This window comes from Candidatus Protochlamydia sp. W-9 (assembly GCF_001950615.1).
In the GTDB taxonomy this organism is placed as follows: domain Bacteria; phylum Chlamydiota; class Chlamydiia; order Chlamydiales; family Parachlamydiaceae; genus Protochlamydia; species Protochlamydia amoebophila.
Genome location: NZ_BCPZ01000124.1, coordinates 10,106 through 32,649, shown reverse-complemented (window position 1 = coordinate 32,649; position 22,544 = coordinate 10,106). Strand labels below are relative to the sequence as shown.

The following is a 22,544-nucleotide window of genomic DNA, read 5'->3' as shown; positions in this document are numbered from 1 at the left end:
AACTGCATCACCATTATTTTTAACCAATCTTTTGATGCAATCGCGAAACCAGTCGGAAGCGCGAATCGGTTGTTAACCCCAAAATTAGTTCAATCAAATAAAAGATTGGCTGAATTCTAAACTTATAGGAGTTGTTTATGGCAATAAATGCCGAACCAGATTTTCTAAATATCAACCTATTACGACCAATTTTACAAACCTCAGCAGTGACTGCAATAAATGCAATTTCAGGAAAACTTAATCACTATTCAGTTTCTTTTCCACACTTAACTTTAGTGGCTTCTTTGGCTTCTTTAGTTAGTGCTGTTACGAAAAAAATGTTTAACAATGTTATTTCTACTTATATTGCAACAGCATTGGGAGTCACAATAAGCTTTGTTGCCCAACATTTAATCACTAAACAAACGGTAAACTCAAAAGCTGTTTTAATGGTGGCTGCTCCGTTAATTTTGACAGAAATATTTTTTGATATTCTCCATTTTACTGGTGGTAAGGATAGAAATTCTGTTTTAACTTAATGAAATTTTCTATGCCTTCTGCTTCTAAAGTAGAGGGCTTTTCAATTTCTTCTTCACTTTTACGGCTAATAATAATGGTTAAATCTGGTCAAATAGGGACCTTATCTTGACTCTAATTTTGTCATTTCCTAATATCCGGTTTTATATTATTTTTACAGAATTCAATCCCTTTTACACTTCATTTGAGAAAGCTCTATTTTTAACAACGTTTCTTTGAAAGTTTAAAAAATATTTCTGATCTAAAAAATTTGGAAAAAAATGGCAAAACGAATCAATTCAAATCTATCTAGCCACATCTTTGATCCCCTAACTATTTTTTCTTTTTATCATTTTTATCGCGTATTTTAATGAATTCTATTTTCTTCAATATCTTATCTTCGTTTGGAGATTATATTCTTCTAATTACTAACGTGATAATGGTTTCTTTACGGCGACCTCCGACTTGGATTCTTATCAGAGATCAGCTTTTTGATATTGGGGTCATGTCACTTCCCGTTGTTGCGATTACAGGTTTTTCGACAGGAATGGTTCTTGCTGCTCAATCTTTTTTTCAACTTTCCGACAAAGGCTTAGCAAGCGCAACGGGTTTAATGGTGGCTAAGGCTATGTTAGTTGAACTGGGACCTGTTTTAACGGCTTTCATGGTTACTGGAAGAGTAGGAGCTGCCATGTGTGCAGAATTAGGAACCATGAGGGTCACAGAGCAGATAGATGCAATGCGTACCATGTCTGTTAATCCACTTGGATATCTAGTCGCGCCTCGTTTTCTTGCGGGAATGATAATGATGCCATTACTAACAGTGTTTAGCGCTATTATGGGGATTTTTGGAGGATATCTTATTGCTGTTTATTTTTATAAAATGCCAGCAAGCTCTTTTATTGATCCTTTACCTCTTCATATCAACACGTTTGATTTTATTAGTGGCATGGTTAAAGCCTTTGTATTTGGGATTATCATTGTAACAATTTCTTGTTATAAAGGTATGAAAACCCGGGGTGGAGCTGCAGGAGTGGGACGTTCAACAACCAATAGCGTTGTCATTTGCTATTCTGTCATTCTCATTATAAACTTCATCTTAACTCTTAGCCTAAATTCTTCCTTTAACTTCATTAATGAGTTTTTGACAAAATGGTTTTAAGAGATAATACCAAACGTTAACTTTGCTTAAACATATAGTGATGCACCAATCATGATTCGGGTTCAGAAAATTTGGAAAAGTTATGGCAAATTGCAAGTCCTAAAAGGCCTTGATTTGATTGTGAATGAAGGAGAAACCCTTGTTATTTTAGGTCGATCCGGCGTTGGAAAGAGTGTTTTACTTAAACAAATTATCGGTCTTGAAACCCCTGATGAAGGATTTGTAGAAATAGAAGGCGAAAAAGTAACAAATTTAAATACTCGTGCTTATCAAACGAAAATCAAACCGATGGGGATGCTTTTTCAAGGAGCCGCTCTATTTGATTCAATGAATGTCGGTGAAAATACGGCCTTCTATTTAAGACAGCATCCTGAATCTGCTTATTCTGAGTTTGAAATTCTCGAACGCGTTGCAGAATCTTTAAAAATGGTCGGTTTAGAAGGTACTCAAAAAAAAATGCCTTCCGAACTTTCAGGAGGAATGCGTAAAAGAGCGGCTCTTGCTCGCTTAATTGTTTATCGACCTCAAATCATCTTATATGATGAGCCTACAACAGGCCTGGATCCCATTACCTCTATGCAGATTAGCGAACTTATTAATCAAACAAAAGCAGAGCTTAATGCAACAAGTATTGTTGTTACCCATGATATTCGTTCAGCGTTGGAAGTCGGAGATCGCCTTGCTTTCCACAATGATGGAAAAATTGCTCAAATAGCTCCAAAAAATGATTTTTTTAAAATCGATGATCCGCTCCTTAATGATTTTTTCAATAATGCGTTCATTGATAAAAAAAAATTTTATAAGCCAAAACAGTCGGGAGATTCATAATTACTATGGCAGCATCGGTAAAAAATATTCTAATAGGAATCTTCGTTCTTCTCGCTCTTGCCATTATTGTCTTCCTACTTCTTTTTCTTCATCCTTCTGTCGGAGATAATGCAAAAACATTACGAGTTCGCTTTACCAATATTGATAAAGTTAATGTTGGCTCGCGTGTTACATTTGCCGGTAAACCTGTCGGAGAAGTTGTTTCAATTGAAGAAATACCTGATGCAAGAATCGGTCGAGTCAACCATCAAGGTGACGTTTATATCTATCAACTAACTTTGAAAGTGGATTCTAGCGTGAGTGTCTATAATTCAGATGAAATTTCTATTCGCACTTCCGGTTTATTGGGTGAAAAAAATATTGAAATCGACCCTCAACCCCTTAAATCAGGTGGGACACTCATTGATGTCGAAAACCAAATTCTCTATGCTTCTCCTTCTGGATCTGTTGAAGAAACATTAAAACAATTTGATCAAATTTCCACGCAACTCAAAATTGTATTGGAAGACTTCCATGACACTTTTACAATTTTGAAAAATGAAAAAGTCATTGAAGGAATTGCTCAAACGTTAAAAAATATAGGGGAAATTACTCAGGTTATAAATCAACCAGAAAAATTAAGCCGTATGCTTACTAACTTTGTTAATTTATCTGAACGAACCCAGCAATCGTGGAAGACGTTAGATGCAGCCTGTCAAAATTTGTATCAACTCAGTGAGAAAGCTAATATTTCCTGGGTGTCTGTTGAAAATACTTTAAAAGAATTCAATTTAGCTTCAGTCAATTTGCAAAAAATGACGAATCAAACACAACTTTTGGTTGCAAATATGGCGCAAGGAAAAGGTACTTTAGGTAAGCTATTCGTAGCAGATGATTTATATTTACGAGTTAAATCTATTTTAAATAAAGGTGAGAACATTTTTAGCGACATTAAGCAGTATGGAATTCTATTTCAACACAACAAACGGTGGCAACGTCTTCAAGCGCAACGAATGAAATTATTACATAAATTATCTGATTCAAACAAATTTTCTAATTATTTCAATGACGAAATCAATCAAATTTTATCTTCTCTTTCTAGTATTTCTATGGTATTAAACGAAGCAGAGTGTTATCCCTATTCATTATTGAATACCCCGGAATTCACCTGCCGGTTTGCGGACCTTATTAAGCGTGTGGGGGAAATGGAAAACGCATTAAAGATGTATAATGAACAAGTCATCGACCAAGAGTAGATTTTAAGGAGTTAATCGGATGGAAAACATGCCTTATTCTCAAATCCAGAAAGGAACTTTTTTAATTGCCACTCCTGATATTGATTCAGGTTTTTTCTTTCGTGGTGTCATTTTAATTTGTGAGCATAATGCCAACGGATCTTTTGGCTTATTGATTAATAAGAGCTTAGACTTAGAACTCCCTGAAGAAATTGTAAATTCTGAACACTTAATCAATCCTTATATCAGTATTCGATCGGGAGGACCGGTTCAAACTAACCAAATGATGCTTCTTCATACCTCTAGTCAAATTCAGCAACAAACCTTGATGGTTACGGAAGGTGTTTATCTTGGAGGAGACCTACAATTTTTACAAGATGCAATTACAGATCAAAATGGACCTCATATTCACTTATGTTTTGGTTATTCAGGCTGGGGAGCAGGTCAGTTAGAAAGAGAATTCTTGGATGGGCACTGGTTTTTACATCCAGCAGAATTAAGACATGTTTTTTATATTTCACCTGATAAACTATGGCAACATCTTTTACGTGAAATGGGAGGCAAATATGCTACCCTATCAATGATTCCTGAGGACTTATCTTTAAATTAAAATTTGAAGAAATAAATCAATCTATCAAAATTTTTCCTAATCTCTAAAATATAGCGATTAAGATTTCATCTATGAGAGTTTTCTCGTTTCAGACTGCCAACGATAACTTTTAAATCGTCAAAAATTATTAAAAGAAAAGAATTTTAAAGTTTTTTAGTAATCTTTTGAAAAAATCTAGGTGGATTAAAAATTTTATTCAGCAATAGGTAAGATCAAGCACAAAGCAAATTTGTGCTTGATCTTGGAATTTAGCAAGAAAATATTAACGTTTAGAGAATTGGAATCGTTTACGAGCTCCAGCACGGCCATATTTTTTGCGTTCTTTCTTACGTGAATCTCGGGTCAAATAACCATGACTTTTGAACTCATGACGTAAATTTTCATCATTTTCAACTAGAGCTCTAGCTAATCCTAAACGAATAGCTACAGCTTGAGCTTCAACACCACCGCCTTTCACACGAATAACCATATCATAACGATTATTACCGCCGAGATTTTCGAAAGGAGCAAATACGGTTCTTCTTTGAATTTCTAGTGGGAAATACTCTTCAAGGGATCTTCCATTAATATCAATTTTGCCATTTCCACTTCTAAGTCTAACGGACGCAACAGCTGTTTTTCGTCGTCCAGTTGCTACTGTTTCTTCTAACATAATCCTCTTACTTCTTCTTAAATGTTAACGTGGATTGGTTGTTGAGCAGCTAAATCATGCTCTTTTCCGGCAAATACACGCAATTTTTTAATTTGTTGTCTTGCCAAGCGCGTCTTAGGCATCATTCCTTTAACGGCATGCTCAATGATATATTCAGGTTTACGAGCTTTCATTGTACGGTAAGGGATTTCTCTCAAACCGCTCATAGAACCTGTATAATAATGATAAATTTTTTGAGCTTCTTTAGAACCCGTGACTTCTACTTTATCAGCGTTGACCACAATAACACCATCTCCACAATCCATATAAGTTGTGTAAGTAGGTTTATGCTTTCCACGAAGAATTTTTGCAATCTCAGATGTCAAGCGACCTAAAGTCTTTCCGGTTGCATCTAAAACAAACCACTTAAGTTTTATTTCATTTTTATTCGGAGTAAACGTCTTTTGCATGTTTTCGAACCTTATGCATAATTTTCACTCTTTTGCAAAAAAGAGCTCAGGTTAACGGGTAAGTCGTAAACCTGATTATTTAAATAATATAAGCCGTAATCATACTTATTTACACCTATTTTGCCAAGCATTTTTTAATTTTATCTCTTGCAATCGAAGTTTTAATTTCCTGTAAAAAAACAGATCCACTCCGAAATAAAACTAGGGAGGTTTATTTTATTTGGCATAAAATTTATAGAGCATAAAAAAAATAAAAAACAATTCAAATAACTCAAGTAAACTTTGTTAAATCAAAAAAAATATTTTCAAAATTTTCCTAATTAACGAATTAAATTTTCTCATTCAAAGAGAATATTAAAATAAACGCAATTATAAAGATCTTTTCGGGTTGAAATAAAGATCTTTTATCATTAAAATCCTCTCTCTCTGCGAATTTTTTTGGCTGGCTTTTTTGAAATAGCGGAGTTGGCTCGATTCAAAAGCCTTTAAATGTTCAGCTTTAATCTTTTAACCCAACACATAATTATGCGATCTTTAAAAAAGTTTTTTGTCAAAACTTATGGCTGTCAAATGAATGAACTCGATTCAGAAATTATGATTGGCCAATTAGAAAATCGAGGGCTGATTCGTAGTCATGATGAAAATGACGCCGATCTTTTGATTTTTAACACTTGCTCTATCAGAGATCTCGCAGAAAGAAAAGTCATGGGTAAATTAGGAAAATTAGGATTAACTAAACAAAGTCAAGCAATTATTGGCGTAACCGGATGCATGGCTAATGCTAAAAAAGACTCCCTATTCCAAAAACTTCCTCACATTGACTTTGTTCTTGGTACTAACAATATCCATGATTTAAACCATGTACTTGATGAAGTTTTAGCTTCAGGTAAACAATCTATTCGAACAGATGATCATTTTGAGTTCGAACTCGATTACTTGAATGCAAAAAGGGAAGATCAAATTAAAGCTTACGTTTCAATTATCCGTGGATGTGATAAATTTTGTACTTATTGCGTTGTTCCGTATACAAGAGGTTCAGAAGTTTCTCGAGCTCCTGAAAATATTTTAGAAGAGTGTCGTCACCTTGTCAATCAAGGCTATAAAGAAATAACTTTACTTGGACAAAATGTCAATAGCTACGGAAAAGACAAGCTTGAATGGAAATGCCTTTTTCATGATTTGCTTTATCAATTAGATAAAATTCCAGGCTTAGAAAGAGTCAGATTTATGACAAGCCACCCTGTTGATATTTCGAAAGAACTCATGGAAGCTATTCGAGATCTTAAAACGCTATGCGAATTTGTTCACTTTCCATTACAAGCTGGTTCTAATCGCGTCCTAAAAAAAATGCATCGCATTTATACCGTTGAACAATATTTAGAAAAAGTTCAAATGCTTAAAGAAATTGTTCCCAATGTTGCACTTGGAACGGATATTATTGTTGGCTTCCCAACCGAAACGGAAGAAGAATTTCAAGAAACTTACCGTTTACTCAAAGAAATCGAATACTCCGTTGCTTTCTTGTTTTCATATAGTCCAAGGAAAGGAACTCCAGCCATGCGATGGCGTGATGATGTCCCTGAAGAAGTCAAGCAAGATCGTTTGCAAAGGCTTTTACAACTCCAAGATACTATTTATATGAAACATAGACAGGCGTTTTTAGGGCAAATAGTAGAAGTTCTTGTAGAAAGACGAAACTTTAAAGATGATCGCCTTGTCAAAGGTCGCACGCGTTGCTGGAAAAACGTTTTGTTTACAGGTGGAGATGAGTTGATTGGAACAATGCAGCAAGTTAAAATTCATGGCTATAGCCATCAAACTTTGTTAGGTGATTTACAGTAACTGATTGATTTAAAAAAGTAGGTGATATAAATACGAATCACCTACTTTTTTAAATCAGCTTTAATGGTTATTCATTTTCGATTTCAATTGTTCCGCAACCAATTCTAGCTCCAGAAGCACCACTTGGTTGAGTTTTAAAATCATCTTCATCAGCATGAATCATAATCGAGCGACCAATAATGGAATTTTTACCATCTAGTTCGATAAACTTATCTACTCTTTCATAATGAGCATGTCCATGGCTATCAGCTTCTAAATTACCAAAATCTCCCACATGCCTTTCCAGACTATCAGGACCGCCATGTTTTTGATTCATGGGATTAAAATGAGCACCAGCTGCTTCACCATTTTTTCCACAATCGCCAAATTCATGGATGTGAAAACCATGTTTACCTGGCGTTAATCCCACTACATCTGCAATAATTTTGACTCCTCCACTAACTTTTGTAAATGTCACTGTCCCTCTGACTTTGTTATCATTAACTCCACGTACAACAGCTTTAGCTTTTTTAATTTGACGAATCTGAATTACACCAGCATCTGCCACTTCGTTATTCTTATTGTTATTTTGTCGTGTATGAGCATGAGAATCTTTACATGCGCAACTTGCGGCTGTTATGACTAGTAAAGCTGCTGCAAAAAACTTTGAAAATCGTAAAGCATGATGAAATGATTGTTTAGACATATACACCTTTCCTTGGTAAAAACTTTTTAATACATGTATGGATAAGTATTGAAGTTTATCCCTTAAGCAAAACCAATTTTAAATAAACATTTGATTCTTCAAAATCTCATTTTTATCAGCTTTATGCATAAACTTTAGAGGATTTCTAAAGCAAATAAAAAATTAACCTACTCTCAATAGTTTTTTTAGAAGCTAATGACAAAGACTCATAAATTCTTTTTCGTTGAGAACTGGAATTCCTAATGTTCGGGCTTTGTCAAGCTTAGATCCAGGCTCGGCTCCTGCAACCACATAATTGGTTTTTCTGCTAACTGAATCTGAAACTTTTCCCCCTCGTTCTTTAATCAAACTAGCAGCACTTTGTCTTGTATAATGTTCCAAACTTCCTGTAAGTACAAAAATTTTTCCTTGAAAAGCATGGTTCGTAAAAATTTGAACTGTTTTAGATTGGGGACAAACACCTAATTCTAATAATCGATAAACTTCTTGCCGATGCTTTGGATTTTGAAAATGTTCAACTACAGCCTGTGCAACTTTTTCGCCCACCCCCTCTATTTTGATAAGATCTTTTTCGTTTAATTGCATAAGCGTTTCAATAGTCCCAGCTCTTGCCGCTAATAATTCGGCCGTCCCTATTCCTATATATTTAATTTCAAGGGCCATAATAAAACGTTCCAAAGAGACATATTTGGACTCTTCAATACTTCTCATTAAATTTTGAATGGCTTTAGTTTTAAAATTCGCCAACTGCGAAATTTGCCCTTCAGTTAAAGCAAATATATCAGATGGAAGATGGATAAATCCTTTTTGAAATAACTGAATGACGATTTTTTCTCCCATATGTTTAATATCCATAGCTTGCTTTCCCACAAAATAGATCAATTTTCTAATTTTTTGTTCAGTACAAGTATTTTCATTGGGACATCGAACAGCTACCTCTCCTATGATATTAATGACTTGCGTCCCGCAAGAAGGACAGTAAAGAGGCATTTGCCAAGGTTGGGAATGTAAAGGACGCTGAGATAATTCGACATTCACAACTTTGGGAATGACATCTCCTCCCTTTTCAATAGTGACTAAATCTCCAATTCGAATATCTTTTCGTTGCACTTCTTCTTGATTATATAAGGAGGCTCGCGCAATCGTACTTCCTGACAAAAAGATAGGCTCTAATTCTGCAACTGGAGTCAAAACACCCGTTCTTCCAATTTGAACAGTGATGTCAATAATTCTGGTTTTTGCTTGCTCAGCAGCAAATTTATAAGCAATAGCCCAACGAGGGCTTTTGCCTGTGACACCCAATCTTTTTTGATCTTTAAAATCATTTAATTTGATAACAATCCCATCGATATCATAGGAAAGAGTAGTTCGCAAAGATCGAATTTCTTCAGCAAATTTCCATATCTGTTCAATATTTTGACAATATGCGTGATGTTCTAATGCCGGAAGACCAATAGATCGAAAAAATGAAGGAACTTCAGCTTGCTTTTTGATAGAGGCAGAAGAATCTTCAGCAAGACCATAGAAAACAACAGCTAGCCTTCGTTCCGCAACCATTTTTGGATCCAAGAGTTTTAAAGATCCTGCTGCAGCGTTGCGTGGGTTAGCCCAGAGTACTTCTCCATCTTGTAACTTTTGTTCGTTTAATTGCAGAAATACTTGTCGTGGCATGAAAACTTCCCCCCTAATTTCTAAGAAATCAGGAAGATTTTCTCCCCTAAGTTGAAGAGGAAGATTTTCAATCATTCGCATATTAGTAGTGATGTCATCCCCTCTTTTTCCATTTCCTCTTGTAATTCCGCGCTTAAAAATTCCTTGTTCATAAATAGCAGTAATTGCAATCCCATCCATTTTTAACTCTACAGAAAATTCTACTTGTCGTTTTCCGACGAGTTTTTGAAGACGTTTAATAAAATCCTCAATTTCTTCCTTAGAATACGTATTTGCTAAAGACAGCATAGGAGTACGATGTGCAACTGTCTTAAAACCACTTGTTAAACTTTCATTAACGCGTTGAGAGGGAGAAAATTCCGTGATCCATTCAGGATGCGATCGCTCGATTTCTTCCAATTTTTTTAAAAGAACATCGAATTCTTCATCAGAAATAATGGGTTGATGTTCAATGTAATAAAGTTTGTTATGATGCCAAATTTCATGACAAAGTTTTTCATAATCTTTTTGCGTGATCATTGAGACATAACCTAAATTTTAATTTTATTATGTTATTTAATATTTCGAATCGAGAAGTTGAGTTTTTCGCTTCAAATTTGCATGTGAATCGATATTGAGTAAATAAAAATATACAGAGAAATAAAATTTGCCTGTTAGAAACTACCACTTGTCAACATGTAAAATGATTTTGTTTTTCTAAGTTCATACACATGAATTTTGAGTCTCTGGGCAGGTTTTCAAAAAAAATTTAAACCGTCTAGTTTACCAAGCAACTAAGAGAGTTTAAAGATTAGGGTAGCAACAGGGGCTAAGATGAGACGTACCCCTATTACAGACCTAGCTTCATTTCGAATAATTTCTGGGTTCAAATTATGTTTTCCAGAGCCTCCAAATTTCTCTGCATCTGAATTAAAGATTTCTTCAATGTGCTCAAACTGACTTAAGTGTAAAATATAATCAGAGTGATAAAGAGGCGTAAAATTATGGACACAAAGAAGGCGTTCTGTACCCCCTTTACGGACATAACTAATCACGCTATTGTGCATATCTGCAAAATCTACCCATTCAAAAGATTCATGACTAAAGTCTTTTTGCCATAGAGCTGGCTGTTTTAAATAAAAGTGATTAATTTCCTGAACAAATTTGTGAATTCCAGCATGGGTAGGAAATTGCAATAAAAACCATTCCAGTCCCGATTTACAATTCCATTCATTCCATTGTCCAATTTCTGCACCCATAAACAGCAGTTTTTTACCCGGTTGACAAATCATATAACTAATCAATAAACGTAAGTTAGCAAATTGTTGCCACATATCCCCAGGCATTTTACTCAATAAGCTTTTTTTACCATGAACGACTTCATCGTGTGAAAAAACAGAAATAAATTTTTCAGAAAATGCATAAACTAATCCAAAAGTTAGATCGTGATGATGGTAGTTTCTAAATAACATATCTTTGGAAAAATAGCGCAGTGTATCATTCATCCATCCCATATTCCATTTCAAGTCAAATCCCAATCCACCTTTTTCTACGGAATGCGTAACTCCTGTAAATGATGTAGATTCTTCCGCGATCATTAATGAACCTGGGCATTTAGAATGCACAATAGAATTCAAATGTTTTAAAAATTCGATCGCTTGTAAATTTTCTTTCCCTCCAACATCGTTGGGAATCCACTCATTTTCCTCTCTGCCATAATCTAAATATAGCATGGAAGCAACAGCATCGACTCGAAGGCCATCGACATGCATGATTTCTAACCAATACAAGGCATTAGCAATTAAAAAATTGGAGACTTCATGTCGACCAAAATTGAATATATTTGTATGCCAATGAGGATGATAGCCTTGACGAGGATCTGCATGTTCATAAAGAGCTGAACCATCAAAACGTGCTAATGAAAATGCATCTGTTGGAAAATGTCCGGGAACCCAATCTAAAATAAGACTTATCTGGTGTTGATGAAGATAATTCACAAAATATTGAAAATCTTCAGGGTGCCCAAAGCGACTAGTTGGGGCATAAAAACCAGAAACTTGATATCCCCAAGATTCATCTAAAGGATGTTCTTGAATAGGAAGAAGTTCTATATGAGTAAATCCCATATCTAAACAATAGGCAGTCAATTCATGGGCAAGTTCTCGATAATTTAAAAATTCTGAATTCGAATCCTTTTTTTTCCATGACCCCAAATGAACTTCATAGATATTCATGGGTAAAGAAGTCCAATTTTTCGTCTTTCTTTGTTCCATCCACGCTTGGTCTTGCCATTGAAAACGCTCAATATTAGCAATTTTAGAGGCCGTTGCTGGACGCAGTTCACTTGACAACGCATAAGGATCGGATTTAAGAATTCTTTCCCCTTGTTGAGTATGAATTTCAAACTTATATTTTTCTCCCTCTTGCAAACCAGGTACAAATAATTCCCAAACACCCGAATATCCCATGATACGCATAGGATTGACTTTTCCATCCCAATGATTAAAATCAGCCATTAAGGAAACACTTTTCGCATTAGGAGCCCAAACAGCAAATTTTACTCCTTGAGTACCCTGATGCGTGGTTAATCTTCCGCCCATTTGGTGATAAAGTTCATAATGGACACCCTTTCCAAACAGATATTGATCGACTTCTCCAAATGTAGGTAGAAATGCATAAGGATCAAAATGAAGTTTTCCATTTTGATGAAATATTTTATAATCAATAGCTGTTGTATGACTAGGAACAATGCATTCAAAAATCCCCATTTCATGAATACGCCTAGCTTCAACAATATTTCCGAATAATTCTAGAAAGATTTGTTGCGCATTGGGTCTCCAAAGTCGAATAACTTTAGATCCTTCGAAAAAAGAATGAAGACCCAAAAAAGCATGAGGTTGGTGATGAACAACATGAACGATACGATAAATGTGTTCATTAAATTGAGAGTCAAATTCAGTCTGTTGCATAGTCATCATAGTCTACCTTATTGGAATCAGCAATTGGACTGGATCATAGTCAATTATTTAAAATTGTCAAAGATGTAATAACAATTTTTTTCAAAATTAAAACATTCACCAGACGTTATCCATTCAGTTTTCTTCTGACCCTGTTTTTTAATGCGACATTTTTTTACCTGACGGAAATGTAAATATAAATCTTGTTGTTGAGCAGAATAAAAAGAAGCTTGTCTAATGACTTTTTTAGTCCATTCCATGTTTAAAAGCCCCTGTTCCGCTAATTTTATAGATAATAATCTACCACAATGAAATTCAGGGGGTAAAACAGGCAACAAATAAATATGATTAAACTCTTGTTGAATAAAATGACGTTGCATCAAATGCATTCCCCTCTTCAAAAGGGCTAAAGGGGAACAAACAGGACTTATTGTTTGATCAATAATCCCTTGAAAAAATTCGTCTTCCCAAAAAGGGACTAAAATTCCTTGAAAAGTCGTTTGAAAGATTTGTTTCCAAATAGGAACTGCTTGATCGGATTGATTCTGACTAATAATTTCTTCAATTTTTCGGAAATGGCATCCCATTTCCTCTAAAGCGTTATTGATTCCTAAACTAGTGGGGATCCATTGTCCTAAACTATACCAAATGGGAAAGATTTCAGTTAAATCCAACCGACGTTTGATTAAATCCCAATCTTGTCTTTTATGATTCCCTAGAGAAAGTCTTTCTAAGGAGAGATGCTCTAATCTTTGCATCAACTTGATTAAATAAATCGATTTCCCTTTCAACACATATTGTTCTTCATTTTGATTTTTAAAAATGATTCCTTGTTCAGAGAAACGATCTAACATCAGTGATATGCCAGTGGAAGTCGATGTAATAATATAGCGAATCGGTCCGAGAGCTGTTTTTCCCCAAACAAGAATTTTACCTTTTTCTAAATCTGTTTGAATAGTAAAGTCTTCAACAGGACCCTTTAAAAAAATATGATATTCGTTAACAAGTTGAGGGGTAGGTAAATCCCAACGAAACAAACGAATCAAACAAGGAAATACTTGAACAGCAAAAGAGGACATAGGAATTAAACATAAAGTCCCATTTTGGTGACTAAAAGGGCGCAACCGCTCTGCAATCTTAATCATTATTTATTAACTTAGGTTGAGTTTTTACTAAAGATGTTACCTACCCACTAAGATCGGTATAATTTGAAAGGATTTAGACATGGCTTTCCAATTAGCCCTGCAGGTGTATTAGCTACGAGCTCTACTTCAACAATCTTATTAGATTGAATGCCTTCATCCTGAATCCATACACTTAAGAAATTCTCTGTATGCCCGTGAATTTCGCCAGGCCTTGCTTCATCTATGCTTTCCGTTAAAATCTTCATGCGTCGATTGAGATAACCTTCTCGCAACTTGTAAGCAGTTTGCTCTGCAACACGTAAAATTTCTTGTTTGCGCATCCGTATCATTTCAGGTGAAACTTTGTTTGGCATCAGATTCGAGCGTGTGCGAGGTCGATCACTGTAAGGAAACATATGCACTTTAGCAAATTTAACATGCTTCATAACTTCTATCGTATCTTGAAAGTCTAAATCTGTCTCTCCTGGAAAACCCACGATAATATCTGTCGTAAAAGTAAAATCTGAGTGAGCCGCTTTTAATTTATCAATAGTATCTAAAAAAATTTGCCTTGTATATTTGCGATTCATACGTTTTAAAATGACATTCGATCCTGATTGCAAAACGATATGCATCGAATGACATGTATGCTTCCCATTTAGAATGGCGTCACTTAACTCATCGTCTACCTCGTCAGGGTCTATTGAAGATAAGCGAAGGCGCTCTAAGCCAGGCAATTGATCCACCATTCGAACAAGTTCGGATAGCCTAACAGGATTTTCCCCTTTAGCAACTTTTCCATCAAAATCACCAATGTTAATTCCTGTTAAAACAATTTCTTTATATCCATTCGAAATCAATGCTTTTGCTTCTTCAAGTATTTCTTCCACACTTCTTGAACGGGAACGCCCTCTTACATAAGGAATAATACAATAAGTGCAAAAAGAATTACACCCATCTTGCACTTTAATAAAAGCCCTTGTATGCGAATCAAATTGAGTGATTGAAAATTCAGGGAGATTTTCTTTAGGGAATAAACGAGCCAGCAACTGTTCTTTTTCCCGATTGGGAATGACATGAGTGACCCCATCTATCTTCTGAATGATTTCTGGTTGCCTTTCAGCAAAACATCCAGCCACTAACAGTTGCGTTCCTTGGTTCTCTCTTGCTAATTGCCTAATAGCATGTCGACTACTACTATCTGCAGATTCCGTAACCGTGCATGTATTGACAATACAGATGTCAGCTTTTTCACCTTCTTTAGCCTCCTGATATCCCATCCTCAGCAATTGATTTTGATAGGCTTGTGACTCATACTGATTTGTTCGACAACCTAAAGTTATAATTTTAAATTTATTAGTTTCGTTTTCCATGCATTTACTTTATGTATTTTCAGATGTAATTCGCTTAAAGATATATCAAATTGAGAAAATAAACTCACGTTAGTTAGCTAACTTGAATGAAAGAATTTTTTCTTTTAAAAAATTTTTAAATGAAAAGGAGGCTAGCCTAGCCTCCTATAAAATAAATTACCCATTTAGCTAAAAACTTTATTAAAACAAGCTTTATGAAACACTATTTTCTTCAACTGGAAAAGAAAAAGTATCTTCTCTTAAAGCTTTTTCTACAGTTATGTGTATTTCCTTCGCTAAATTGTAAATCAAAGCTTCTAGATGTAAAGGATGAGAATCCACCGGTTGATTATCTGGTGTACAAGTTAAGAAATCTAAAATTCTCTCACGATTGGCATCTAGAGATAAGAAATTATAAAGAACTTTTTTCATTAACTTTTTAAGCCCTGTTTTGTCATAGATAAATTCAAGAACAGACCCAATTATTTTAAAGAAAATAAAATTAAATAAGACATCCAAGGCATTTTTGAGATTAAGCCCCATTTTCCCAAAAGCTTTGAAAACTAGGTCATCAAATTTTGCTTGAGCGATCTTCCATAAATTCTTAATCGCATAAGAAACACTAGCATCTACAACATCGTAAGTTTGTTGTTTGATTTTTACATCAAGTTCTGTAATTTTTTGCTCACGCTTAATTTTTTTAGCGGTTTCAGAAGAAGGACCAATCGAAATTGTAGGTTCTCGAGTCAATGGAACCCGCTCAGCTGCACTTTTAAGAGCTGATTTCAAAATTTTTTCTATAAAGTTTTCATTAAATTGTTTTCCTAACGAGGCTCCAATAGCCCGCTTCAATGATGGATCAATTTTACCCGTTTTAGAATTTCTCAATTTATTTTTTACAACTGCAGGTAATTCAACCATTTCTAATACAGCCGCTATTAACTCTGCGGACGCATCATTCAATTGTTCTAAAGAAGGATCTCCAGGAGGAGTTGTATCTAAAACAATTTCTTTATTTAAAGTTTCTTGAGTAATTGCTAGTGCGCTTGAAATAATTTTTTTAACATTTGCCTCATCAAGCACAGTTTCAACAAATGACTGAATTGCGATGGGGAACACATCTGTTTTTAACAATTTCCAAGTCGTCAAACGAAGATTTTCAGGAATGAAATCTAAATCTTTTTTACCATTTGGAAATAACATTTTCATCAATGTTTTAGTCGCAGGATCGTGAAAATGTGTTTGTCTTTGAGCTTTAATAATATTTGCATCACTCTTAATAAAATCTTTGATTGATTTACCATCAATAACTTTATTTAGAGCATGTTTGCGACTTTTACTAAGAGGTTGAGCATCTTGAGGGACGCCACGTATTTTTTCGATGACTCTAACCAATTTGTTGATGGATATAGCCTCGTCCCCTTTTACTTGTAAAGCCACCATGTTTGCTAACTCAATCTTTAAAAGATTTTGCTGTTCAATTGTTAAGCGTTCATTCAAACGTTTATTGATTTCAGCGACAGACAGATCGTAACTAATCGGTTTAGTTGGAATAGCAGAGTGTAGCTCTGAATCTGCTGCTTTTACAAAATCTTCATGGCTAATGTGGTTTCTACCTGCAACTTTTGCTATTTTTTTAGCTTTGTTATATATTTCAATATGTTTACCAACTACGCTGAAAAGATTACTCATCAAATTACGATTGAATTGAGCCCCCTGCTCTTCTTCAAAATGAATCACTCTCTCAAATAGCTGATGCAGATTTCCTAAAACGAGATTACCTACAAGAGCAGCCACTTTTTGTTTATCTTCGATTAGAACATCCGAAGCTGAAACTTTTTCAATTTTCTCTCCAACCATTTGTTGGAAGGCTGGTGCTTTTGCATAATTGAGCAATACTTTAGCGACTTCAAAATTAGCTTTTGATAAATCTTCTAAATAACTATTTATTCCAGTCGTCGCTTTATTAATCAAACGGTTTCCATTAGATCCTGCTTCATTGATGATAGAAGGAATAGCTCTCATTACCTCCTGAGATATATCCTCTACTATAATATCGACATAAGCTCTACCCGTTTGAGCTTCCACACCGTATTTTTTTAATGATTCTTTGGTATGAAAAATAGTCTGATTTTGCTGATCTGCTGTTTCAGAAACATGGTGATGAATTTGCAGAACTAATTGGTTAAGCTGATCTTTAACAGCGTCATACACTACTTTTCTTAGAGGTTTTGGAATTCCTTCAAAAGCCTCCTCAGAATCTAATCCTAAAATTTCTTTAAAAACTTCGTCATTGAGTTCTTGCGCGACAACTTCGATCTGCCTAGTTTTAGCTTCTTGGTATTTGCGCTCAACAACTGCCAACAGATTTTCAGTTAAAACAATTAAACTATCCTTACCTCTACTTGGAGGATTTTTCTGAGCTATTTTTACGAACAATCGTAAAAACATAGATTCCACATAATTTGAGGCAAATCCGGACAAATTCTGATAGGCTGGGTTATCTAAACGCGTTGTTGATTCAAGTTGATTTGCTAACTGTTGAGCAATAGCTCCATTCATTTGAGGTAAACCTTTTTGCAAGGAGTTAGTAACTTGCTCAGGGGTTATTAATACATCAAATAACTCTTCCAAAAGTATAAAAAGTTGATCTCTGTAACTTTTTTGATCAATAATTTGAATGAGATTTGTAAATTCAACTTCATTTTCTATATGAAGATGCGCCGTTTGTAAATAGGCATCTACTACAGCTTTATTCGTGATCATTTGCTCGCGAGCATGCTCTGTCAACTCTGCAATTTTGTGTGTAAATTCATCAAGTTCAGCACTTGTTGGTTCACGTCCGGCTAAATCCTTAAAAATAAGATTAGCTGTTGGGCGCAAGCTTCTAAAAACAGAAGGAAAAACTTTAAATACATCTTTTGAAAAAGCTCGGGCGAGATTTCCAAGCAGCTTGGAGCCTGAGGCATGCTTAAGTATTTCTTTATTTTGCTCTTTTTCTATCATAGGCAAAAGAACGGGACTTAAGTGTTCATAAGCCTGTTCTTTAAGAATTTGATAAGCCATTTTTTGCAAAACTGCTGGAATACCAATAATATCTTGCTCAGATTGAACACCTAAAATATTTTTTAATATTTTTTCTGTCACCAAATTAGCCGCTTCTTCTTTGGAACGACCTTGAATTAGCGTTGGATCTTGAATAAAATTGTTTAACTTTTCACCAATAACAGCTAAAGAATTTTCTCCTTCATTAGTTTCTGCAATTTTAACAAAAACTTTTAATAAAGTTCCTTCTACATAACGCTCAAGTATACTCCAATTACCTTGAAAAACAGTTCCCGTGCCAGATAACATCTCTTGGATTTGAGGAGCCATTAGAGTATGCAAGCTGCTTGCTCCAGGAATAGCATCGTTTAATAATTCTGCTAAACGTTCAGGAGTCAAGAGAATCTTCTTAATGTGTCCAAGTATTTTTTGATTTTCTAAAGAAGCTTTCAAAAGTTCTTGGCCTTGTTCATCTAACGTTTGGTTTAAAGCTCTTTCAAACGCTGAAACCACTAATTCGGTAGTAAGGTGTTCTTTCCCTAACTGAATAAACATGTGATGAAGCTCTAAAACCAATTCTTTCGATTTCTTATCCAGATTTAATTCATAAAGTTCTTGATTTTCAGCTAAAATGGTACGAATATGCTCTTCTGATAAAATCTGCCTGCTTTCTTTCAAAGCAAGAAGCCGTTCACCAACACGATCAATATCTTCCTGAGGAATCCGTTTTTCTAAAAAATGTTTAATTTGACCTAAATTTAATGCGCTTAACCCTTGCTTTTGCATTTCATCAGTTAAGGCTTGTTCCATAGCAACAATTTGACCTTCAGAAGGGGCTATAATGTTACCCAACTTTAATATGGATTGAGCAAGAGGCTTATAACTTGCCACCATTTTAGGTAGATGATCTATAAGACTACTTGCAGCGACATGTGAAAGTTGAGCTAACAACTGGCTTCGCGTTCCCATTGAAGCCAATATCTGTTGATTAGATTTTGCTTCAACAATAGCTAAAATTATAGGAGAAAGTTGAGCAAAAACGAGTCGGCCTAGCTGCTTTTCTTTAACACTTTCTATATAAGGCCAAATTTGATCTTGAATGGCGACTGGAAGCTCTAATTTTTCTTTTTGCCCCAGACCAATTAAGCCTGACAATTCATTAACCAGAACTTGGAACATGCCTAAATGCTTATCTAATTCTACTGTTAAACATAAATTTTCTTCTTTATATTTTTGAATTTGATGAAAAGCATCAATAACAAAATCTTTCTGAATTAATGCTTGATCCCATTGTGCTTGATTAATGGAAGGTTTTTCGTTTTGAACGGCCTTTTCCTTTTCTTGTAAAACCTTCAACAGATAATCATGCTCTTTATTCGCATTTTGAAGCGTTTTTTCCATCACCATCGCTTCAGAAACTAGCGAAAGTTCTTCTGTTGAAAGAGAAAAAAGCGTAATCAACATGTCTAAATGTAATTGCTCCTCTTGTAGCTTTTGTAAATCAATTAAAGCAGCGGATGAAGCTAATTTGTCATCCAATTTCAATTTGAGCGATCGAATGACTGCTAAATCACTCATTAAACTTTGACTTTCTTTTTCGTTTTGAAATTGATCTTGAATTGTTTGTCGATAAGCGATAGCTGCTCTAGCTTTATTTAATTGAGGGCGACTCCAATCAATTGATGGATTTTTATTTAATTTCTCAAAAATGTGATTTAATCTGTTTTCCAGAAGCATTACTTCATGACTTGCACGAAGAAGTTGCTTGTTTCCTTGAATAACAGCTTGGATTAGTAGAGATTGTTCTGGAGTAATTCCCGAGAATGGATTCGCAATAATTTTTTGAAGGTGTTTGATCTCTTGATCATTTTTGGTGATAGTCCCTTGCAACGCAAGGGCCGTTTTCATTTCTTCAATTTTTTCTGCATTCAATACAGGAAAAGCTTTTTGAAAAGCTTGATGAATATTTGAAAATAATTGAGCAGCATAATCACTGCTGTCCTCATGAAAATTAATTTGGATCGTATTGATCATCGCTTTCAAAATAGCGGCTTGTACCCCTTTCTTTATTAAAGAAACTGATTCTGGCTCTCCCATAGAATCTGCAGTTAAAGCCGTGATGTTTCTCTTAAACCATTGTTTTAAAGTCTCATCAATTTTTAGACCTGGTAAATAGGTGTTAAATAATTCCTCTAATTCGCTACCCAATCCTATCGAATCAATCAAATCAAGATGGCGAGATAAAGCTGTATCGACAATTTGATGACTGAAGGCCTGGCTAATTTCTAAAAGCTGCTCACCTTCTTGATATTCATTAACTTTTTGTACTGCATCATCATAAAGAGACTGAACTTGTTGAAAATTTGGGCTCATTTCAGTGAGTACATTCTGCAAACTTTTTGCTTTCTCTATGAGCTGTGGTATCAGCAATTTTTCTATTAAAAAATCAGGTAAAGGTAATTTACGTGCAAAATCTTTTAAAAACTCGTCAGTGATAACTTTTTCCTCTTCAATCGTTTTAATTTTTGCTAGAATCCGGTCTATTAATTCCTTAATAAATTGACCTTCATCGATTGTTTGACCTTCAGGGATAACTAATTCTGCTCCTTGAGCTAATAAAGATAGAGTTAAATTTCTCAAAACACCTTGGGTAAAATAACCCACCTTAAGTAGGTTGGGATCATTCGTATGCAACATTGTTTGAACAGACTCTACAATCCAACCTGCTAATTGTTCTTGAGAACATTTCGCTAAAATTGCAGAAGTTGTTTGCGGCTGAACAGCTAGGCTAGGTGTATTTAAAATATCTTCTACCAAACTAATCACTTTTGGATCAGTCTGTATAAATTTTTTTCCTAAATTAAGAATAAGAGCAGCTGGCGCATCGATTAATCCTTCAATATTTACATCTCCAATGCGATCCTGGATTACTTTTTCTCTTTCTTGTTTAAGTGTAAGATCTTTTTCAAGTGGATTATAAGCTTCAACCAATTGATTGGTTAATACATCCACTAAGGAATTGTAAATAAAACCCTCAAGTTTTTCTTGTAAAGATCCCATGCCTATTGTTGATAAATTGAGCTTTGGAATCACCAAATCTTTCACTTTGTTTGGAAAACAGTATTTGATGAGATCATCAACAGCTGGTTTAAAGATAGCTTTTAGTTCTTGTCGACGTTCTATCTCTTTTTCCATACTGGATGCTAAAATTCTCGCCTGATTCCACCGGCTTCCAATTCTTGTCGAATCGTCCGCACCTTGCATGACATAACCTTCGAGAATTTCTTCTGATAAACCTTGAAATTCAGGAAATAACGATGTATTAGAAAGAGATCCTGTAAGCTGTCCATTTGCCCACTGATTTAAAAGAGTTTTCTTTTCAGAATCATCATCAATATTTGGAAAAATTTCTTTGATTAATTTAGCGTGTTTTTGTCTATGCTCACGATACTTTTCTTCAACTTGTGCCATTTTTACTTCAGCGACAGGTTCGGAAATTTTTTGAGCAAATAAAGAAATGATGCTAACTAAAACAGGCTGATTCCCAAAGTTTTTAATCGATTTTCCCTCTTTTTGTACATTCACAGCAAGATTTGAAAAAGCAATGGCTAAATTAATATCTAAAAGGTCTTTGATAAACTGTTTATCTATATCGATAGTAGAGGGAATTAAATTGGTAATAGGCTCGTAAAGAATTTTAGTCACAAATTGTGAAAAAGCAATATATTCAGAACCGACTCCCGAAGCGTGAATTCGCTCATAAGCTTCTGCAACAAGAACTTCTTTATCTAAATTTTTCGCATAATTTGAAACATACATTTCACCACCTTTTTTTAAGGCAGCAAATGTCCCTGCTTTCACAGATGAACCAATGGTCTGTAAAGCAGAACTAACAGTTGTGATAGCATTCCAAATACGAGTGGCAGTGATTTCATTTGCTTTTTCAGCGGTTGACTTAGCAGCAGATATTTGCTCAGAATTTTCATTATTAAGAGAGGAAATTGTATCAAAAGGATCTAGTTCTGTTTCTTGTGAATTTAAAAAGGGGATCTCTTCTGCTAGAGACTCTCTCGAGTTTGTTGCAACCGTTTCAGTCCAGTCTAAATTCTCGCTTTGCTCTTCCTCAGTATCAGTATCTAAATTTGGCTCAGCCCCATCATCCATGTCATCTGAATCCTTAGGTTCTTTAGGACCTAATATTCCCCACCCCCAATTCAGAGGATTGAAAGATCCACCCCAATAAGTTTGATCCTTTAAAACATTTTGGGCTTTTTCATCAGTTCTGACTGTAGTATCAACTTTTACAACGTTAGTATTTGATTGATCACTTTGAGAGAGATGGCTTGAAGGTGGGACAGAATTTATCGGTGCCATAAAAACCTAAAAATTATTTATAATTTTATTATTTTTAACATAACTATATTTTAACAAATAAAATTATATTAGTAAATCGATACTCACAGAAAAATAATATCTTAA

At 34.8% G+C, this 22,544-nt stretch carries 14 protein-coding genes; 6 read left to right on the top strand and 8 right to left on the bottom strand.

All coding sequences use genetic code 11. The features are described from left to right. Positions 1-137 precede the first annotated feature (137 nt). The 5 genes from BU804_RS03465 to BU804_RS03445 all read left to right on the top strand — a co-directional run bounded on the left by BU804_RS03465 (position 138) and on the right by BU804_RS03445 (position 4,309). Positions 138-518 carry a hypothetical protein gene (locus tag BU804_RS03465; protein WP_075882986.1) on the top strand — a complete coding sequence of 127 codons (381 nt, stop codon included), beginning with the start codon at positions 138-140 and terminating at the stop codon, positions 516-518. 416 nt (positions 519-934) lie between these two features. Next, entirely contained in the window at positions 935-1,657 is a 723-nt protein-coding gene (locus tag BU804_RS03460) for an MlaE family ABC transporter permease (RefSeq protein WP_079988581.1), read from the top strand. Between the two features lie 51 nt (positions 1,658-1,708). Beyond that, positions 1,709-2,485: an ABC transporter ATP-binding protein gene (locus tag BU804_RS03455; RefSeq protein WP_075882984.1), complete on the top strand. Its 777-nt coding sequence runs from the start codon at positions 1,709-1,711 to the stop codon at positions 2,483-2,485. A gap of 5 nt (positions 2,486-2,490) precedes the next feature. Then, a complete protein-coding gene (locus BU804_RS03450; protein ID WP_075882983.1) occupies positions 2,491-3,720 on the top strand; it encodes an MlaD family protein in 1,230 nt (409 codons plus the stop codon). Between the two features lie 19 nt (positions 3,721-3,739). Next, entirely contained in the window at positions 3,740-4,309 is a 570-nt protein-coding gene (locus BU804_RS03445) for a YqgE/AlgH family protein (RefSeq protein WP_075882982.1), read from the top strand. Positions 4,310-4,571: 262 nt separating this feature from the next. On the opposite strand, the gene rpsI is transcribed toward BU804_RS03445, so the two are convergent. Together rpsI and rplM are read right to left on the bottom strand one after the other, a co-directional pair. Next, complete coding sequence (rpsI, locus tag BU804_RS03440) at positions 4,572-4,961, bottom strand: 30S ribosomal protein S9 (protein WP_075882981.1); 390 nt, start codon at positions 4,959-4,961, stop codon at positions 4,572-4,574. A gap of 17 nt (positions 4,962-4,978) precedes the next feature. Continuing rightward, positions 4,979-5,410: a 50S ribosomal protein L13 gene (gene rplM / locus BU804_RS03435; protein ID WP_011176302.1), complete on the bottom strand. Its 432-nt coding sequence runs from the start codon at positions 5,408-5,410 to the stop codon at positions 4,979-4,981. A gap of 489 nt (positions 5,411-5,899) precedes the next feature. Between rplM and miaB the strand changes: the two genes are divergently transcribed. Further along, positions 5,900-7,252, top strand: a complete 1,353-nt coding sequence (gene miaB, locus BU804_RS03430; protein WP_193427186.1) for a tRNA (N6-isopentenyl adenosine(37)-C2)-methylthiotransferase MiaB — start codon at positions 5,900-5,902, stop codon at positions 7,250-7,252. Between the two features lie 67 nt (positions 7,253-7,319). Here the strand turns inward: miaB and BU804_RS03425 are convergent, their stop codons facing one another. The 6 genes from BU804_RS03425 to BU804_RS03400 all read right to left on the bottom strand — a co-directional run bounded on the left by BU804_RS03425 (position 7,320) and on the right by BU804_RS03400 (position 22,439). After that, positions 7,320-7,937, bottom strand: coding sequence for a superoxide dismutase family protein (locus BU804_RS03425; RefSeq protein ID WP_075882980.1), 618 nt, complete (start codon positions 7,935-7,937; stop codon positions 7,320-7,322). Between the two features lie 192 nt (positions 7,938-8,129). Further along, positions 8,130-10,127 (bottom strand): NAD-dependent DNA ligase LigA, encoded by a 1,998-nt coding sequence (ligA, locus tag BU804_RS03420; RefSeq protein ID WP_075882979.1) that lies wholly within the window; start codon positions 10,125-10,127, stop codon positions 8,130-8,132. A 254-nt stretch (positions 10,128-10,381) separates the two neighbouring features. Further along, complete coding sequence (glgB, locus tag BU804_RS03415) at positions 10,382-12,565, bottom strand: 1,4-alpha-glucan branching protein GlgB (RefSeq protein WP_079988580.1); 2,184 nt, start codon at positions 12,563-12,565, stop codon at positions 10,382-10,384. 44 nt (positions 12,566-12,609) lie between these two features. Continuing rightward, positions 12,610-13,689, bottom strand: coding sequence for a hypothetical protein (locus tag BU804_RS03410; RefSeq protein ID WP_075882978.1), 1,080 nt, complete (start codon positions 13,687-13,689; stop codon positions 12,610-12,612). Positions 13,690-13,736: 47 nt separating this feature from the next. Continuing rightward, a complete protein-coding gene (gene mtaB / locus BU804_RS03405) occupies positions 13,737-15,041 on the bottom strand; it encodes a tRNA (N(6)-L-threonylcarbamoyladenosine(37)-C(2))-methylthiotransferase MtaB (protein WP_075882977.1) in 1,305 nt (434 codons plus the stop codon). Positions 15,042-15,233: 192 nt separating this feature from the next. Then, complete coding sequence (locus tag BU804_RS03400; protein WP_075882976.1) at positions 15,234-22,439, bottom strand: hypothetical protein; 7,206 nt, start codon at positions 22,437-22,439, stop codon at positions 15,234-15,236. Between the last annotated feature and the right edge of the window lie 105 nt (positions 22,440-22,544).

Coding starts and splice junctions, on each gene's coding strand:
- BU804_RS03465 (WP_075882986.1), top strand. CDS start 138: ATGGCAATAAATGCCGAACCAGATTTTCTAAATATCAACCTATTACGA.
- BU804_RS03400 (WP_075882976.1), bottom strand. CDS start 22,439: ATGGCACCGATAAATTCTGTCCCACCTTCAAGCCATCTCTCTCAAAGT.
- BU804_RS03425 (WP_075882980.1), bottom strand. CDS start 7,937: ATGTCTAAACAATCATTTCATCATGCTTTACGATTTTCAAAGTTTTTT.
- rplM (WP_011176302.1), bottom strand. CDS start 5,410: ATGCAAAAGACGTTTACTCCGAATAAAAATGAAATAAAACTTAAGTGG.
- BU804_RS03445 (WP_075882982.1), top strand. CDS start 3,740: ATGGAAAACATGCCTTATTCTCAAATCCAGAAAGGAACTTTTTTAATT.
- BU804_RS03455 (WP_075882984.1), top strand. CDS start 1,709: ATGATTCGGGTTCAGAAAATTTGGAAAAGTTATGGCAAATTGCAAGTC.
- miaB (WP_193427186.1), top strand. CDS start 5,900: ATGTTCAGCTTTAATCTTTTAACCCAACACATAATTATGCGATCTTTA.
- BU804_RS03450 (WP_075882983.1), top strand. CDS start 2,491: ATGGCAGCATCGGTAAAAAATATTCTAATAGGAATCTTCGTTCTTCTC.
- mtaB (WP_075882977.1), bottom strand. CDS start 15,041: ATGGAAAACGAAACTAATAAATTTAAAATTATAACTTTAGGTTGTCGA.
- ligA (WP_075882979.1), bottom strand. CDS start 10,127: ATGATCACGCAAAAAGATTATGAAAAACTTTGTCATGAAATTTGGCAT.
- BU804_RS03460 (WP_079988581.1), top strand. CDS start 935: ATGGTTTCTTTACGGCGACCTCCGACTTGGATTCTTATCAGAGATCAG.
- glgB (WP_079988580.1), bottom strand. CDS start 12,565: ATGATGACTATGCAACAGACTGAATTTGACTCTCAATTTAATGAACAC.
- rpsI (WP_075882981.1), bottom strand. CDS start 4,961: ATGTTAGAAGAAACAGTAGCAACTGGACGACGAAAAACAGCTGTTGCG.
- BU804_RS03410 (WP_075882978.1), bottom strand. CDS start 13,689: ATGATTAAGATTGCAGAGCGGTTGCGCCCTTTTAGTCACCAAAATGGG.